Here is a 16,989-nt window from a genome sequence, read left to right as displayed (position 1 = left end):
CTCCGGATCACTCGGCGATCGGGCGGAGCCGGAGCTTGTCTTCGTTGATCTCGTGCAGGGCGACCGAGAGCGGCTTGTCGTCGATCGACGAGTCGACCAGCGGGCCCACGTTGTCGAACAGGCTGCCCTCGTGCAGGTCGGCGTAGTAGTCGTTGATCTGGCGCGCGCGCTTCGACGCGAAGATCACGAGCTGGTACTTCGAGTCGACCTTCGAGAGCAGGTCGTCGATGGGAGGATCGATGATGCCGGACAGCTTCTCAGCCATGGAATGACTCCTTGATCGTGGGGTGCGCACCCGCAGTGCGCGGAAAGTCGTGACGAGGGCAGCTCAACGCCGACCCTTGCGAGATCTCATCAAGTCTACGACCTCTCGCGCGGCTTCGGCGACGTCGTGGTTCACGACCTGGTGATCGAACTCGTCGACGGCGGCCAATTCGACCTTCGCGGTCTCGAGCCGGCGCTGCTGTTCGGCGGGGCTCTCGGTGCCCCGACCCACGAGCCGGCGCACGAGTTCGTCCCAGCTCGGCGGCAGCAGGAACACGAGCGTCGCCTCGGGCGCGGCGCGGCGAACCGATCGCGCTCCCTGGATGTCGATCTCGAGCAGCACGCTGTTTCCGGCGGCGATCGCCTCTTCGACCGCCTTACGCGGCGTGCCGTAGCGCGAGGCGTTGTGCACCGTCGCCCACTCGAGCAGTTCGCCGTTCTCGACGAGGCGATCGAACTCGGCGTCGTCGACGAAGAAGTAGCTCTCGCCCTCGACCTCGCCCGGCCGTGGCGGGCGGGTCGTCGCCGAGACCGAGAGGCGCACATCGGGGTGATGGCGGCGGATGTAGTCGGCCACCGTACCCTTGCCGACCGCGGTCGGGCCCGCCAGCACGACGAGTCGGTCGCCCGTGCCGCCGTGGGCGGCGACCCAGTCGGCGAGGAACTCGCGGAGCCGGCGGCGCTGCAGCCGCCCGAGGCCGCCGAGACGCTTCGACGGCGAGATCTCGAGCTCGTGCATGATACGGGCGGTCTTCGTCTGCCCGATCGCCGGGATCGAGGTGAGGAACTCGGTGACGCGCAAGCGACCTTCGACGCCCTCTGGCGACTCGAAGGCCTCGCGCAGCACATCGAGGGGGCTCCGGGAGCCCGCGGCGACCGCCGACTTGACGGTGGCTCTCGCGCGACGCGCGGCGACGGCGGCACGGGATGCCGCGACCCGGTCGACCTCGGGCGGCGACTGCCGCACAGTGGTGGTCTCGTGCTCAGACACTCGCGGCCCCCACCTCGTCGACACGGCGGGTGATCGCCTCTGCGAGCGCATCGGGCCCGACGCCGAGCAGCGAACGCGACTCGCTCACGATGACCCCGGCGGCGAGCGATCCGTAGATGGCCCGCAGCTCGGAGAGCTCTCCGCCCTGGTGCCCGAAACCGGGTGCCAGCACCGGCAGGCCGGGCTTGGGCGGGTCGGTGTCGAGGTCGATGCCCGAGGTGCGCAGGTCGATCGTCGCGCCGAGCACGACGCCGACCGAGCCGAGCGGGTGGTTCGCGGCATCCGCTCGCCCGTGGTTCCAGGCGATGACGCCGCTCGTGATCGCCTGTGCCACCGTGCTGCCGGCCCGGCTCGACTGCTGGAGCACCGCACGCTGGATCGCGGCGGCTTCGGGGTTGGAGGTCGCGGCGAGCACGAACAGGCCCTTGCCCGCGGCCTCGGCCGCGGTCAGCACGCCCTCGATCGAGCCGAGTCCCTGGTAGGCGCTGATCGTCATGGCGTCGGCCTCGAGGCTCGAACCCGGGCGAAGCCACGCCTGGCCGTAGGCCTCGACGCTCGTGCCGATGTCGCCGCGCTTCACGTCGGCGATCACGAGCAGTCCGGCGTCGCGCGCCTCGGCCATGATGCGTTCGAGCACCGCGTAGCCGACGGCGCCGTGGCGCTCGAAGAACGCGACCTGGGGCTTCACGATGCCGGTGCGGCCGGCCGCCGCGTCGACGACCCGCAGGCCGAACTCCCGCACGCCCTCTGCCGAGTCGGGCAGGCCCCACTGCTCGAGCAGCCCGGCATGCGGATCGATGCCGACGCAGAGCTTGCCGTAGGCGGCGAAGACGGCCTCGAGCCGCTCGCCGAACGGCGTGACCTCGGTCATGCGCTCGCCTCCCGGCGGAGCTGGTACTCCTGCAGGCTCGTGACCTCGAACCCGTCGCGCTGCACGTCGAGCGAGGCGACGGCGGCCGAGAGCTCGGCGATCGTCGTGAACAGCGGGATGTCGCGGGCGACCGCCGCCGCGCGGATCTCGTAGCCGTCGGCCCGAGAGGAGCGACCGCTCGGGGTGTTCACGACGACGTCGACCTCACCGCGGTTGATGAGCTCGACGACCGAGGCGGCGTCGTCGCTCGTCTTCTCGCTGAACTTCAGCACCTCTTGGGCGCGGATGCCGTTACGACGCAGCACCTCCGCCGTGCCCTCGGTCGCGGCGATGTCGTAGCCGAGCTGCTGCAGGCGCAGCACCGGCAGGATGATCGCGCGCTTGTCGCGGTCGGAGACCGAGACGAACACCGTGCCCGAGGTGGGCATGCCGCCGTAGGCTGCGAGCTGGCTCTTCGCGAACGCGGTCGGGAAGTCCTTGTCGATGCCCATGACCTCGCCGGTCGAGCGCATCTCGGGGCCGAGCACGGAGTCGACGATGATGCCCTCGCGGGTGCGGAAGCGGTTGAACGGCAGCACGGCCTCCTTGACGGCGACGGGCGCGTCGAACGGCACCCGCGATCCGTCGGAGGCGGGCAGCATGCCCTCGTCGATGAGCTCGGCGACGGTCGCGCCGACCATGATGCGCGCGGCGGCCTTCGCGAGCGGGATGCCGAGCGCCTTCGAGACGAAGGGCACGGTGCGGCTGGCACGGGGGTTGGCCTCGAGCACGTAGAGCACGCCGGCTCCGATCGCGAACTGAACGTTCAGCAGGCCCCGCACGCCGATGCCCTCGGCGATGGCACGCGTCGCCTCGCGGACTCGGTCGACCTCGGCGCGGCCGAGGGTCACAGGCGGCAGGGTGCAGCTCGAGTCGCCGGAGTGGATGCCGGCCTCCTCGATGTGCTCCATGACGCCGCCGATGTAGAGGTCGGTGCCGTCGTACAGTGCGTCGACGTCGATCTCGATCGCGTCGTCGAGGAAGCGGTCGACGAGCAGCGGATGAGTCGGACCGACGATGCCCTGACCCTCGATGCGTGCGAAGTAGTCGGCCAGCGACGGCGAGTCGTAGACGATCTCCATGCCACGGCCGCCGAGCACGTAGCTCGGACGCACGAGCACCGGGTAGCCGATGCCCTCCGCGACGTGCACGGCGCCGGCGAGGTCGATCGCAGTGCCGTTCTTCGGTGCGAGGAGGCCCGCGGCGTCGAGGATGCCGGAGAAGAGCCCGCGCTCTTCGGCGAGGTCGATGGCATCGGGCGTCGTGCCGAGGATCGGGATGCCGGCGGCCTCGAGGCCCTTGGCGAGCCCGAGCGCCGTCTGGCCGCCGAGCTGCACGACGACGCCCACGAGCTCGCCCGACTGCGACTCGGCGTGGATGACCTCGAGCACGTCTTCGAGCGTGAGCGGCTCGAAGTAGAGCCGGTCGCTCGTGTCGTAGTCGGTCGAGACCGTCTCGGGGTTGCAGTTGATCATGATCGTCTCGAAGCCCGCCGCCGAGAGGGCGAACGAGGCGTGCACGCACGAGTAGTCGAACTCGACGCCCTGGCCGATGCGGTTCGGGCCCGAGCCGAGGATGACGACCTTGCGGCGATCGCTCGGCTCGACCTCGGTCTCGAAGTCGTAGCTCGAGTAGTGGTACGGCGTGAGCGCCGGGAACTCCCCCGCGCACGTGTCGACGGTCTTGTAGACCGGGCGGATGCCGAGGATGTGGCGCACCTCGCGGGCGTCGGCCTCGCCGAAGCCGCGGAGCTGGCCGATCTGCGCGTCGGAGAAGCCGTGGTCCTTCGCGAGCAGCAGGAGTTCGGTGTCGAGGTTCTCGGCGGAGGCGATGGTCTCGGCGACCTCGTTGATGAGCACGATCTGGTCGAGGAACCACGGGTCGATCTTCGTCGCCTCGAAGAGCTGCTCGATCGACGCGCCCTTGCGGAGCGCCTGCTGCACCACCACGATGCGGCCGTCGGTCGGCACGGATGCGACCTCGAGGAGCTCCTCGATCGAACGGTCCTCTTCGCCCCAGTGGAACGAGGAGCCGCGCTTCTCGAGCGAGCGGAGCGCCTTCTGCAGCGCGGTCGCGTAGTTGCGGCCGATCGCCATCGCCTCGCCGACCGACTTCATGGTCGTGGTGAGCGTGGGGTCGGCGGCCGGGAACTTCTCGAACGCGAACCTGGGCACCTTGACGACGACGTAGTCGAGCGTCGGCTCGAACGACGCCGGGGTGACCCGGGTGATGTCGTTCGGGATCTCGTCGAGGCGGTAGCCGATGGCGAGCTTCGCGGCGATCTTCGCGATCGGGAAGCCGGTGGCCTTCGAGGCGAGCGCGCTCGAGCGGGAGACGCGCGGGTTCATCTCGATGACGATGACGCGGCCGTCGGCCGGGTCGATCGCGAACTGGATGTTGCAGCCGCCGGTGTCGACGCCCACTGCACGGATGATGTCGATGCCGATGTCGCGCAGGTGCTGGTACTCGCGGTCGGTCAGCGTGAGAGCGGGCGCCACGGTGATCGAGTCACCGGTGTGCACGCCGACGGGGTCGACGTTCTCGATCGAGCAGACGACGACCGTGTTGTCGGCGGTGTCGCGCATGAGCTCGAGCTCGTACTCCTTCCAGCCGAGGATCGACTCCTCGAGGAGCACCTCGGTCGTGGGCGAGTCGTGCAGGCCCTGGGTGACGATGCGCACGAGGTCTTCCTCGGTGTACGCGAAGCCCGATCCGAGGCCGCCCATCGTGAACGACGGGCGCACCACGAGCGGGTAGCCGAGGTCGAGGGCGAACTCCTTGGCCTGCTCGAGCGTCTTCGCGACGTGCGACTTGGCGACACCCGCGCCGGCCTCGATCACGAGGTCCTTGAAGAGCTGGCGGTCTTCGCCCTTGCGGATGGCGTCGACCTTCGCGCCGATGAGCTCGACACCGTGCTTCTCGAGGATGCCCGCGTCGTGCAGCGCGATGGCCGCGTTCAGCGCCGTCTGGCCGCCGAGCGTCGGGAGCACCGCGTCGGGCTTCTCCTTGATGATGATCGACTCGATGATCTCGGGCGTGATCGGCTCGATGTACGTCGCGTCGGCGAAGTCGGGGTCGGTCATGATCGTCGCGGGGTTCGGGTTCACGAGGATGACCCGCACGCCCTCCTCGCGGAGCACGCGGCACGCCTGAGTGCCCGAGTAGTCGAACTCGGCGGCCTGTCCGATGACGATCGGACCGGATCCGATGACGAGGACGCTGTTGATGTCGTCGCGCTTGGGCATTACTCGTTGCTTCCTTCGGTCGCGGTGCTCGTCGAGGTTTCGGTCGGTGAGCCGGTCGAACGGGTCGAGACGACCATGTCGCGGAATCGATCGAAGAGGTAGTTCGCGTCGTGCGGCCCTGCCGCCGATTCGGGGTGGTACTGCACGCTGAACGCGGGGATGTCGAGGCAGTTGAGCCCCTCGACGACGTTGTCGTTGAGGTCGTAGTGGCTCACCTCGACCCGGCCGAAGCCCTCGCTCGACTCGCTCACCCGGTCGATGGGGGCATCGACCGCGAAGCCGTGGTTGTGCGCGGTGATCTCGACCCGGCCCGTCGCCTTGTCGAGCACCGGCTGGTTGATGCCGCGATGTCCGAACGGCAGCTTGTAGGTGCCGAAGCCGAGTGCGCGGCCGAGCAGCTGGTTGCCGAAGCAGATGCCGAAGTAGGGCAGCCCCTCGCGGAGGGTGGTGCGCAGCAGTTCGACATGGCGATCGGATGCCGCGGGGTCGCCCGGCCCGTTCGAGAAGAACAGGGCGTCGGGCTCGAGTGCCAGCACCTCCTCGGCGGTGATCGACTGCGGCACGACCTGCACGTCGAACCCGCGCTCGGCGAGGTACTTCAGGGTCGACGTCTTCACGCCGAGGTCGAGCACCGCGACCGTGCCGATGCGCTCGCCGACGGCGGGCAGCGAGTACGTCTCGGTCGTCGAGACGGCCCCCGAGAGGTTGGCGCCGGACATCGCCGCACCGCCCTGCACGAGGTCGAGCTGCTCGCCGGGGGTCAGCAGCGCGTCGTCACCCGAGAAGATGCCGGCGCGCATGGCGCCGGCCGAACGCAAGTGGCGGGTGAGTGCTCGCGTGTCGATGCCGCTGATGCCGACGACATCGGCTGCCGCCAGGTCGTCGTCGAGGCTGCGCTGCGAGCGGAAATTGGAGACGACGCGCGAGGGATCGCGCACGATGAAGCCGGCCACCCAGATGCGTGCGGACTCCATGTCTTCGTCGTTCATGCCCGTGTTGCCGATGTGCGGCGCGGTCATCATGACGATCTGGCCGGCGTACGAGGGATCGGTCAGCGTCTCCTGGTAGCCGGTCATGCCGGTGGCGAACACCGCTTCACCGAGGGTGCGCCCTCGGGCACCGTAGGCGCGGCCGTCGTACCGGCGCCCGTCTTCGAGAACGAGCACGGCGGCCTCGTTCGTGGTCGTGGGGGTCTCAGTCATGCGAGGCCTCACTCTCCTGCTCTGGCCGAAGCGCGGCTGGCGCTGCGGCGATGTCCTGTTCCGATCGCGGCGCGGCTTGCGCGGCCGGCGCTTCGGCGATGTCGTTGACGGCCCCGATGATCTTGGCCGAGTCGCCCGGATACCGGGCGCGGACGTAACTGTCGACTCGTCGTTCGGCGTGCTCGCTCGCCTGCCGCACCTGGGGGATCCAAGTGAGGGCGATCAGGCCCTCGGGCTCGACGCCGCGATCGATCGCGTAGCTCGCGACCCCGGCGCCGACGAGCCGATCGGCGGGGATGAAGGTGAGCGACTCCCCCGCGATGCGGAGGATCACACCCTCGGCGAGCACCTCGACATGGCCCGAGCCGCGGAAGGCGAGGCCGTGCACCGCGAGGCGCTCGAGCGGTTCGCCGACGGGCGTGGTCGCGACGTAGAGCACCTCGGCATCGAGCGTCGGCGCCCCGTGCGCGGCGGGCACCGGATACGAGCCGAGGGATTCGTCGCGCGCGGTTCGTCGCTTCCACGAGCGGTACATGAGCCAGCCCGCGAGCCCGACGACGACGACCGCGACGATGACGCCGATCACCTTATCCATGCGAGACCCCCTGAGCGGATGCCGCGTTGCGGGCGACCTCGTCGGCCGGACGCACCGCGCCGTCGAGGAAGGTCGGGTAGCCGCCGTGGAAGGTCGCGACGACGCGGCCCGGAAGGCGCCGGCCGAGATAGGGCGAGTTCGTGCTGCGGCCCGCGAGTCGGTCGAGATCGAACTCGGCTGCCGCGGAGGGGTCGTACAGGGTGAGCTCGGGTGCCGCACCGGCGGCCAGCGCCTCGCCGTGGCCGCGCAGCCCGCCGATGCGTGCCGGTGCCGACGACAGCACGCGCGCGACATCCGCCCACGTCATGAGACCGGTCTCGACCATGGCGGCGTGCACCACGGCGAGGGCCGACTCGAGGCCGACCATGCCGTTGGCCGCAGCCTGCCACTCGCTCTCCTTCGCCTCGACCGGGTGCGGTGCGTGGTCGGTGGCGACGATGTCGATGGTGCCGTCGGCGAGGGCCGCGCGCAGCGCCTCGACGTCTTCGCTGCGGCGCAGCGGCGGGTTCACCTTGAAGCGGGGGTCGTATCCCGCGATCAGGTCTTCGGTGAGCAGCAGGTGGTGCGGTGTCACCTCGGCGGTGACGTCGATGCCGCGGGCCTTCGCCCAGCGGATCACCTCGACCGACCCTGCGGTCGAGACGTGGCAGATGTGGAGGCGAGAGCGCACGTGCTCGGCGAGCAGCACGTCGCGGGCGATGATCGACTCTTCAGCGACGGCGGGCCAGCCCGTGAGGCCGAGCTCTCCCGAGAGCGCGCCCTCGTTCATCTGCGCGCCCTCGGTGAGTCGTGGCTCCTGCGCGTGCTGGGCGATCACGCCGTCGAACGCCTTGACGTACTCGAGCGCCCGGCGCATCAGCAGCGGGTCGGAGACGCAGAACCCGTCATCGGAGAACACCCGCACGTTCGCGCGGGATCGGGCCATCGCGCCGAGCTCGGCGAGCTGTTCGCCCTTGAGGCCGACGGTCACGGCGCCGATCGGCTGCACCGTGGCGTAGCCGGCGGCGCGGCCGAGGCTCGCCTCCTGCTCGACCACACCGGCGGTGTCGGCGACCGGGAAGGTGTTCGCCATCGCGAACACCGCGGTGAATCCGCCGGCTGCGGCGGCCTGGGTGCCGGTGAGCACGGTCTCGCTCTGCTCGTAACCCGGCTCGCGAAGGTGCGTGTGCAGGTCGACGAGGCCCGGCAGCGCGATCAGCCCGTCGGCATCGATGACGGTCGCGCCCGCGGCATCCGCGATGCTGCCGACCTCGGCGATGACGCCGCCGTCGAGCAGCAGGTCGGCTCGCTCACCGCCGGGCAGCGTGGCGCCGTTGATCAGGAATCGCTCGTTCATCAGGCTTCCCCTCGATCACCGGACATCAGCAGGTACAGGGCGGCCATTCTCACTGAAACTCCGTTCGCGACCTGCTCGCGCACGGTCGACTGCTGTGAATCGGCCGCGCGGGCGGCGATCTCGAGCCCGCGGTTCATCGGACCCGGGTGCATCACCATCGTACTGGGGGGCAGCGCGTCGAACCTGGCGTCGTCGAGACCCCAAGTGCGCGCGTATTCGCGGCTGTTCGGGAAGAACGCCGCGTGCATGCGCTCGGCCTGGATGCGCAGCATCATGACCACGTCTGGTGCGCGGCGGAGCGCGGCGTCGAGGTCGTAGCCGACGACCGCCGGCCACGTCGAGGTGTCGACCGGCACGAGGGTCGGCGGGGCGACGAGCTCGACCTCGGCTCCGAGCGTCGCGAGCAGCCAGACGTTCGAGCGGGCAACGCGCGAGTGCAGCACGTCACCGACGATCACGACGCGCACGCCGTCGAGCCCCCGGCCTCGCGATGCCGCGCCGTGCAGGCGCCGCCGCATCGTGAACGCATCGAGCAGCGCCTGGGTCGGGTGCTCATGCGTGCCGTCGCCGGCGTTGACGACGCCGGCGTCGATCCAGCCGCTCGTCGCGAGGGTGAATGGCGCCCCCGAGGCGTGGTGGCGGATGACGACCCCGTCGGCGCCCATCGCCTGCAGCGTCTGCGCCGTGTCCTTCAGGCTCTCGCCCTTCGACACGCTGGATCCTTTGGCGCTGAAGTTGATGACGTCGGCCGACAGTCGCTTCGCCGCGGCTTCGAACGAGATGCGCGTGCGCGTCGAGTCCTCGAAGAAGAGGTTGACCACGGTCTTTCCGCGCAGCGTCGGCAGTTTCTTGACCTCGCGCTCCTGCACCGCCGCCATGTCTTCGGCGATGTCGAGGAGTTCGATCGCCTCTTCGCGGGAGAGTTCGCGGGTGCTCAGCAGGTGCCGCATCATTCCTCGCCCTCGTCGATCGTGACGGCGTCATCGCCGTCGATCTCATGAAGCCGCACGTTGACCCGCTCGCGAGCCGAGCTCGGCAGGTTCTTGCCCACGAAGTCCGCACGGATCGGGAACTCCCGGTGCCCGCGATCGACGAGCACGGCAAGCCGCACGGCGCGCGCACGGCCGAGGTCGCTCAGCGCGTCGAACGCCGCCCGGATGGTGCGGCCCGAGTAGAGCACGTCGTCGACGAGCACGACCGTCTTGCCGTCGATGCCTCCGGGAGGCAGCTCGGTCGGCTGGGGCGTGCGAGTGCGCGTGCGCGTGAGGTCGTCGCGGTACATCGTGACGTCGAGCGCACCCGCCGGCGGCGCGTCGACATGGGATTCGATGCGGGCGATGGTCTCGGCGATGCGACGGGCGAGGTACACGCCACGAGTCGGAATGCCGAGGATGACGAGATTCGAACTTCCACGATTCGATTCGAGGATCTCGTGCGAGATGCGGGTCAGTGCCCGCGAGATGTCAGCCTGATTCAGCACGGCACGTGCCATCAAACGACTCCCTTCTCCGCCTCACGGGACGGCCTTAAAGGTTGTCAACTCGAAGAAGTCTATCGTGTTCGGCCGCCTGGCGCGGCGACCCGGTCAGGCCTTGGCGTGCGAGATCGCGGCGAGCAGGCCGTTGACGAAACCCGCCGAGTCGTCAGTGGAGAGCACCGTGGCCGCCTCGACGGCCTCGGAGATCGCGACAGGGTCGGGCACGGCGTCGTTGTGGATGATCTCCCAGACGCCGATGCGCAGGATCGCACGGTCGACTGCGGGCATGCGCTCGAGGGTCCACCCGTGCGAGTGCGTCTCGATGAGCTCGTCGATCTCGTCGCGGTGGTCGACGATGCCGTCGACGATCTCGCGGGCGTACAGCCAGGAGGCGGCCCGCTCGGGTTCGCCCACGGCCTTCTGCGCCTCGACGACGAGCATCTGCTCGACCGGCACCTGGCGCATGTCGGCCGAGTACAGCAGGTCGAGCGCGCGCTTGCGCGCCTTGGTACGAGCGCTCACTAGTCGTTCACACGGCCGAGGTAGTCGCCCGTGCGGGTGTCGACCTTGACCTTCGTGCCGGTCTCGAGGAACAGGGGCACCTGGATCTCGTAGCCCGTCTCGACCGTCGCGGGCTTCGTGCCACCGGTCGAGCGGTCGCCCTGCAGGCCCGGTTCGGTGTACGTGATCTCGAGCACGACCGAGGCCGGCAGCTCGACGTAGAGCGGGTTGCCGTTGTTGAGGGCCACCGTCACCGACTGGTTCTCGAGCATGAAGTTCGCGGCATCGCCGACGACAGTGCCCGGAACGGTGATCTGGTCGTAGTCGCTCGCGTCCATGAACACGAAGCCGTCGCCGTCGGCGTACAGGTAGGTGAAGTCACGACGGTCGACGTTCTCGATCTCGATCTTCGCGCCCGCGTTGTAGGTGCGGTCGACGACCTTGCCCGTGACGACGTTCTTCAGCTTCGTGCGAACGAACGCACCGCCCTTGCCCGGCTTGACGTGCTGGAACTCGATGACGCTCCAGAGCTGGCCGTCGATGGAGAGGACGACGCCGTTCTTGATGTCAGCGGTGCTTGCCATGCGTATGTGTTCCATTCAGTTGCGAAGAGGCTCGGCCGAATGGCCGGAGAAGTACAGTCGGTCGAGTTTAGTCGCTCGCCCGCGAGCACGCCAATGCGAGCCGGAAGCGAGCGGATGCGGCATCCGTTCGCCGTTCGACGGACCGCTCAGCGGTTGCGCAGCACCCAGTCGATCGCGAGGCGGTACGAGTCGCTGCCGAAGCCGGCGATCACGCCGGTGGCGACGCCCGAGATCACGCTCGTGTGCCGGAAGGTCTCGCGCGTGTGCGGGTTCGACAGGTGCACCTCGATGAGCGGAACGCCGGCCTGCTTGAGCTGCGCGGCGGCATCGCGAAGCGCGTAGCTGTAGTGAGTGAAGGCGGCGGGATTCAACACGACCGGCAGGCGCCGGTCGACCGCCTCGTGGATCCACCCGATGAGTTCGGCCTCGTCGTCGGTCTGGCGCAGGTCGATCGAGACATCGTCGGGCACGGATGCCGCGAGCGATTCGCCGATGTCGGCGAGGGTCTCGTTGCCGTACACCTCGGGTTCGCGCGTGCCGAGCCGGCTCAGGTTCGGTCCGTTGAGGACGAGGATCGTGGAGGTCACGCCGCCAGCCTACCGAGCGGTTCGGGTCGTGACCTCGCCGGTCGGCGGGCGCGGCCACCGCGCGTTCACCGAGTGGTCGGCATCCCGACCGCCGAAGGACACACCGGCGTGCGCCGCGAGCGATTGGGTTGCGTCATGGCACAACAGACCGCGCACGTACGAACGCGCATCCTCGCCCTGGCCGCAACGGCCGCCACCGCAGCTGTTCTCCTCATCCCCGCTCCGGCGCACGCGGCCGGCTCGGAAGAGCAGCGCTCGCCCACCGCCAAGACGATCGAGCCCACGCTCGTCGCCCGGGCGACGCTCTCGGCCGACCACCTCGAGGCCGGGCCGCCATCGGGCGCCCTCGCCTCGCCCGGGAACGGCCGCACCGGCCCGTTCGCAGGCCAGGTCGTGCCAGGGTTCTCGGCGATGATCGACAACGGTGACGGCACGTTCTGGGCCCAGCCCGACAACGGCTTCGGTTCGAAGGCCAACTCGGCCGACTTCCTGCTTCGCAATTACCTCGTGCGCCCCGCCTGGAAGACCGCCGAGGGCGGCTCGGGCGAGATCGTGATCGAGCGCTTCGTCTCGTACAACGACGCGAACCGGGTGCTCGACTTCCCGATCGTCAACGAGAACACCGACGATCGCCTGCTCACCGGAGCCGACTTCGACATCGAGTCGATCGTGCGCGCGAAGGACGGCACGTTCTGGGTCGGCGAGGAGTTCGGTCCCTTCCTGCTGCACTTCGGCGCCGACGGCACGCTGCTCGAGCGCCCGTTCCCGATGCCGGGCGGGGCGAAGTCCCCGCAGAACCCGTATCTCGGTACGGGCGAGACACCGCTGGTTCGCGCGAGCCGCGGATTCGAGGCGCTCGCGGGCTCGAACAACGGCCGCTACCTCTACCCCGTGCTCGAGGGCGCCTACGCGAACGACCCCGACCTGCGACGACGCGAGATCCTCGAGTTCGACACGAAGCGCGGCACCTACACCGAACGCACGTGGAGCTACCAGACCGATCAGGACGCGAACGTCATCGGTGACGCCTTCACGGTGCGAAGCGACGTGCTGCTCCTCGTCGAGCGCGACGACTTCGAGGGCGACCAGGCCGTGACCAAGCGCGTCTACGAGATCGACCTCTCACGCACCGATGCCGCGGGCTACGTCGAGAAGGAGCTCGTGCTCGATGCCCTGCGGATCGCGAACCCCGATCTGCTCGCCACTGGCGACGGCTACGGCACCGGCGAGGCGTTCTCACTGCCGGTGCAGTCGTTCGAGACCGTTGTGCGGTTGCGCGACGGTCGCCTGCTCATCGGCAACGACAACAACTACCCCGGCAACGACGCGCGCATCACGGGAACGCCCGATGACACAGAGTTCGACGTCATCGACCTCACGCGGCAGCGTGTGCCGTCGTCGGACATCACGGTGGTCGGCCACCGCGGTGCGAGTGGCTACCGGCCCGAGCACACGCTCGCCGCGTACCAGGCGGCCATCACGCAGTGCGCGGACTTCATCGAGCCCGACGTCGTCGCGACGAAGGACGGCGTACTCGTCGCCCGCCACGAGAACGAGATCGGCGGCACGACGGATGTCGCGGCCAGGCCCGAGTTCGCCGACCGCAGGGCGACGAAGACGATCGACGGCGCCGCCGTCACCGGCTGGTTCACCGAGGACTTCACTCTCTCCGAGCTGAAGACCTTTCGTGCGATCGAACGCCTCCCGCAGCTCCGCCCGCAGAACACGGCGTTCGACGGGCTCTACCAAGTGCCGACGCTCGACGAGGTCATCGATCTCGCACGCCATTCGGTCAGCTGCCAGGGCGCACCCGTCGGCGTATATCCCGAGACGAAGCACCCGACCTACTTCGACTCGATCGGGCTCTCGCTCGAGGAGTCGCTCGTCACGCAGCTCGCCGTGAACGGCCTCGATCACGCCGGTGCGCCCGTCATCCTGCAGAGCTTCGAGACCGCGAACCTGCGCGAACTCGATCGCCTGACCGACGTGGGCATCGCCCAGCTCGTCAACGCGAGCGGCCGGCCCTACGATTTCGCCGCCACCGGCGACATCCGCACCTACGCCGATCTCGTGACGCCCGCTGGGCTCGCCGAGATCGCGACCTACGCTGACGGCGTCGGTGTCGAGAAGAGCGTGGCGATTCCGCGGCTCGCCGATGGCACGCTCGGCACACCGACTGCGGTGATCGGCGACGCGCACGCGGTCGGCCTCGCGGTGCACGCGTGGACCTTCCGTCGTGAGAACGCGTTCCTCGCCGCGGAGTTCCGCTCCAGCAGCGACCCAGCCGGCATCGGCGACCTCGCCGGTGAGATCCGCGTGTTCGTCGAGGCCGGCATCGACGGCCTGTTCAGCGACAATCCCGACGTCGCCGTCGCCGCGCTCGACTGAACTCAAGCGCTCGGGCGGACGCGGATCGGTGCGCACTGCACCGATCCGCGTCCGCCCTCGTCGCGCGACTCAGGAAGCGATCTCCTGGTAGGCCGCGAACAGCAGCGACTGATCGGGCGCGAGCATGACCGTTGGCTTGGCGAGGTCGTCGAGCACGATGAATCTCAGCTGGCCCGCGCGAGCCTTCTTGTCTCGTTGCATCGTCGCGAGCAGGGTGTTCCATCGGCCGGCCGGGTACGACGTCGGCAGGCTCAGCAGGTCGAGCACTCGTCTGTGGCGATCGGCCACCTCGTCGGAGAGCCGGCCCGACAGCCGGCCGAGCTCGGCCGCGAACGCCATTCCCACGGCGACGGCCGCGCCATGACGCCACTGGTAGCGCTCGGCGTGCTCGACGGCGTGGCCGAGGGTGTGGCCGTAGTTGAGGATCTCGCGGAGTCCCTGCTCGGTGAAGTCCTCGGAGACGACATCGGCCTTCATCTGGATCGAGAGCTCGATCACGCGCCGGAACTCGGGGGTCGCAGGATCGGTGGCGGCGTCGGCGTCGGCCTCGATGATGTCGAGGATCTCTGGGTAGCGGATGAACCCCGCCTTCACGATCTCGGCGAAACCGGCGAGGATCTCGTTCTTCGGCAGCGTGTCGAGCACGTCGAGATCGCAGATGACGGCAGCTGGAGCGTGGAAGACGCCGACGAGGTTCTTGCCCTCGTTCGTATTGATGCCGGTCTTGCCACCGACCGCGGCATCGACCATGCCGAGCACGGTCGTCGGCACCTGCACCACGCGAACACCGCGAAGCCACGTGGCGGCGACGAACCCGGCGAGATCGGTGACCGCTCCCCCGCCGAATCCGACGATCGCGTCGGTGCGGGTGAAGTCGGCCTGGCCGAGCACCTGCCAGCAGAAGGCGGCGACTTCGACCCGCTTGCCCGCCTCGGCGTCGGGCACCTCGGCGAGCAGCACCTGGTAGCGGTCGGAGAGCGCCTCGCGCAGCTCGGCCGCCTTCGCCCCGAGGGTCGCAGGGTGCACGATCAGCACCTTCGCCGCGCCAGCGCCGATCGCGTCGCCCAGTTCGGCGAGCACACCCCGGCCGACGATCACGTCGTATCCCGACTCCCCACCGACCCGAATGCTCGTGCGCGCGTCGCCTGTCGTCATCGTGTTCCTCCGAAGTGCCCGGTGATGTCGTCGACGATCCTCGCGACCGAGCGTCGCGAGGTGTCGATGCTGAGATCGGCGACGGCGTCGTAGATCGGCCGGCGCTCCTCGAGGATCGCGATCCAGCGCTCGAGCCCGCCCTCGGCGATGAGCGGGCGGGTGCCACCCGCGAGCCGTGGCGCGACCGCCGTCGGCGAGACCTGCAACCAGACGACCGGAAGCGCTGCGAGATCATCGCGGGTGTCGGGGTGCAGCACTGCGCCGCCGCCGAGCGAGATCACGGCCTCTTCACGAAGCGCCTCGGCGACCACCTCGCGTTCGACGACGCGGAAATACTCCTCGCCCTCGCGCTCGAAGATCTCCGCGATCGGGCCGTAACGCTCGGTGATGCGCGCGTCGGTGTCGACGAAGGGCGCGTCGACGGATGCCGCGAGGCGCTGGCCTACCCGTGACTTGCCGGCCCCCATGGGGCCGACCAGCACGATCGGCAGGGCGAGGCCGCTGTGCTCAGACACGATCGGCGACGGCCGGCGCGGGGGTGCCGGCCGTGCGGAGCGTCTCGGGGATGGCAGCGAGGTACGACTCGAGGTTGCGCCGGGTCTCGTCGATCGAGTCGCCGCCGAATTTCTCGAGCACGGCGTTCGCGAGCGTCAGGGCGACCATGGCCTCGGCGACGACGCCGGCCGCCGGAACGGCGACGACATCGGATCGCTGGTGGTGCGCCGCGGCTGCTTCTCCGGTGGCCACGTCGACGGTGGGCAGCGCGTGCGGAATGGTCGCGATGGGCTTCATGCCGGCGCGCACGCGCAGCACCGTGCCGGTCGACATGCCGCCCTCGGTGCCGCCGGCCCGGTCGCTCGTGCGCGAGATCAGGCCATCGGCGACGTGCAGCTCGTCGTGTGCAGCAGAGCCGCGGCGCCGGGTGGTCTCGAACCCGTCGCCCACCTCGACGCCCTTGATCGCCTGGATGCCCATGAGCGCAGCGGCGAGCTGCGCATCGAGGCGGCGATCCCAGTGCACGTGCGAGCCGAGCCCGGGCGGCAGATCGTAGGCGAGCACCTCGACGACGCCGCCGAGGGTGTCGCCTTCCTTGTGGGCGAGGTCGACCTCTGCGACCATCGCGGCCGAGGTCTCGGGGTCGAAGCAGCGCAGCGGATCGGCGTCGAGCGCCTCGACGTCGTCGGGCGTCGGCAGGGGCCGCCCCTCGGGCACGCGCACCGGGCCGATGGCCAGCGTGTGCGCGACGAGGGTGATGCCGAGCTCGGCGAGGAAGGAGCGGGCCACTGCACCGAGTGCGACGCGAGCGGCGGTCTCGCGGGCGCTCGCCCGCTCGAGCACGGGCCGTGCCTCGTCGAAGCCGTACTTCTGCATGCCCACGAGGTCGGCGTGACCCGGGCGCGGGCGCGTCAGCGGTGCTCCGCGGCCGCGGCCGAGCTTGGCGGGGTCGATGGGCTCTGGGCTCATGACCTCCTGCCACTTCGGCCACTCGGTGTTGCCGATGCGCAGGGCGATCGGGCTGCCGAGCGAGAGGCCGTGGCGCACGCCCCCCGAGATGGCGAGCTCGTCTTGCTCGAACTTCATGCGGGCACCCCGGCCGTAGCCGAGTTTGCGGCGCGCGAGATCGGCGCGAATGTCGTCGAGCGAGACGGGGATACCGGCGGGAAGACCCTCGAGGATCGCGACCAGCTCAGGGCCGTGCGACTCTCCGGCAGTGAGCCAACGGAGCATGTTCCTATCCTTCCACAGGGGCGGCG

16 protein-coding genes are annotated in these 16,989 nt (G+C 69.5%); 1 reads left to right on the top strand and 15 read right to left on the bottom strand.

Annotated features, from left to right (window positions below; genetic code table 11):
- Nucleotides 1–7: 7 nt before the first annotated feature.
- From rpoZ to H521_RS0105235, 12 genes are all read right to left on the bottom strand, one after another.
- Nucleotides 8–265, bottom strand: a complete 258-nt coding sequence (rpoZ, locus tag H521_RS0105290) for a DNA-directed RNA polymerase subunit omega (RefSeq protein ID WP_022891987.1) — start codon at nt 263–265, stop codon at nt 8–10.
- Nucleotides 266–328: 63 nt separating this feature from the next.
- Complete coding sequence (gene gmk, locus H521_RS0105285) at nt 329–1,231, bottom strand: guanylate kinase (RefSeq protein WP_026481934.1); 903 nt, start codon at nt 1,229–1,231, stop codon at nt 329–331.
- Nucleotides 1,232–1,247: 16 nt separating this feature from the next.
- Entirely contained in the window at nt 1,248–2,126 is an 879-nt protein-coding gene (gene pyrF / locus H521_RS0105280) for an orotidine-5'-phosphate decarboxylase (protein WP_022891985.1), read from the bottom strand.
- Complete coding sequence (carB, locus tag H521_RS0105275) at nt 2,123–5,410, bottom strand: carbamoyl-phosphate synthase large subunit (protein ID WP_022891984.1); 3,288 nt, start codon at nt 5,408–5,410, stop codon at nt 2,123–2,125. Before carB ends, pyrF begins: the two co-directional genes overlap by 4 nt.
- On the bottom strand, nt 5,410–6,612 hold the full coding sequence (carA, locus tag H521_RS0105270) for a glutamine-hydrolyzing carbamoyl-phosphate synthase small subunit (protein WP_022891983.1): 1,203 nt from the start codon (nt 6,610–6,612) through the stop codon (nt 5,410–5,412). The genes carB and carA overlap by 1 nt, the downstream gene beginning before the upstream one ends.
- Nucleotides 6,605–7,207 carry a PH-like domain-containing protein gene (locus tag H521_RS21625; RefSeq protein WP_156891286.1) on the bottom strand — a complete coding sequence of 201 codons (603 nt, stop codon included), beginning with the start codon at nt 7,205–7,207 and terminating at the stop codon, nt 6,605–6,607. Before H521_RS21625 ends, carA begins: the two co-directional genes overlap by 8 nt.
- Nucleotides 7,200–8,543 carry a dihydroorotase gene (locus H521_RS0105260; RefSeq protein WP_022891981.1) on the bottom strand — a complete coding sequence of 448 codons (1,344 nt, stop codon included), beginning with the start codon at nt 8,541–8,543 and terminating at the stop codon, nt 7,200–7,202. The genes H521_RS21625 and H521_RS0105260 overlap by 8 nt, the downstream gene beginning before the upstream one ends.
- Nucleotides 8,543–9,493 carry an aspartate carbamoyltransferase catalytic subunit gene (locus tag H521_RS0105255; protein ID WP_026481932.1) on the bottom strand — a complete coding sequence of 317 codons (951 nt, stop codon included), beginning with the start codon at nt 9,491–9,493 and terminating at the stop codon, nt 8,543–8,545. Before H521_RS0105255 ends, H521_RS0105260 begins: the two co-directional genes overlap by 1 nt.
- The gene (gene pyrR / locus H521_RS0105250; RefSeq protein ID WP_026481931.1) at nt 9,493–10,038 is read right to left on the bottom strand and encodes a bifunctional pyr operon transcriptional regulator/uracil phosphoribosyltransferase PyrR; all 546 of its coding nucleotides are present in this window, start codon (nt 10,036–10,038) and stop codon (nt 9,493–9,495) included. Before pyrR ends, H521_RS0105255 begins: the two co-directional genes overlap by 1 nt.
- 90 nt (nt 10,039–10,128) lie before the next feature.
- Entirely contained in the window at nt 10,129–10,542 is a 414-nt protein-coding gene (nusB, locus tag H521_RS0105245) for a transcription antitermination factor NusB (protein WP_022891978.1), read from the bottom strand.
- Nucleotides 10,542–11,105: an elongation factor P gene (efp, locus tag H521_RS0105240; RefSeq protein ID WP_022891977.1), complete on the bottom strand. Its 564-nt coding sequence runs from the start codon at nt 11,103–11,105 to the stop codon at nt 10,542–10,544. Before efp ends, nusB begins: the two co-directional genes overlap by 1 nt.
- A gap of 146 nt (nt 11,106–11,251) precedes the next feature.
- Nucleotides 11,252–11,692, bottom strand: a complete 441-nt coding sequence (locus H521_RS0105235; protein ID WP_022891976.1) for a type II 3-dehydroquinate dehydratase — start codon at nt 11,690–11,692, stop codon at nt 11,252–11,254.
- A gap of 135 nt (nt 11,693–11,827) precedes the next feature.
- Here H521_RS0105235 and H521_RS0105230 point away from each other — a divergent pair, with 135 nt between their 5' ends.
- A complete protein-coding gene (locus H521_RS0105230; protein ID WP_022891975.1) occupies nt 11,828–14,080 on the top strand; it encodes an esterase-like activity of phytase family protein in 2,253 nt (750 codons plus the stop codon).
- 69 nt (nt 14,081–14,149) lie between these two features.
- On the opposite strand, the gene aroB is transcribed toward H521_RS0105230, so the two are convergent.
- The 3 genes from aroB to aroC are packed head-to-tail and all read right to left on the bottom strand — an operon-like array spanning nt 14,150 to nt 16,963.
- Nucleotides 14,150–15,235 carry a 3-dehydroquinate synthase gene (aroB, locus tag H521_RS0105225; RefSeq protein WP_022891974.1) on the bottom strand — a complete coding sequence of 362 codons (1,086 nt, stop codon included), beginning with the start codon at nt 15,233–15,235 and terminating at the stop codon, nt 14,150–14,152.
- A complete protein-coding gene (locus tag H521_RS0105220) occupies nt 15,232–15,750 on the bottom strand; it encodes a shikimate kinase (protein WP_022891973.1) in 519 nt (172 codons plus the stop codon). Before H521_RS0105220 ends, aroB begins: the two co-directional genes overlap by 4 nt.
- A complete protein-coding gene (gene aroC / locus H521_RS0105215; RefSeq protein WP_022891972.1) occupies nt 15,743–16,963 on the bottom strand; it encodes a chorismate synthase in 1,221 nt (406 codons plus the stop codon). Before aroC ends, H521_RS0105220 begins: the two co-directional genes overlap by 8 nt.
- Nucleotides 16,964–16,989 lie beyond the last annotated feature (26 nt).

Source organism: Agromyces subbeticus DSM 16689 (assembly GCF_000421565.1).
GTDB classification, from domain to species: domain Bacteria; phylum Actinomycetota; class Actinomycetes; order Actinomycetales; family Microbacteriaceae; genus Agromyces; species Agromyces subbeticus.
This window is presented reverse-complemented; position numbering and strand designations above follow the sequence as displayed.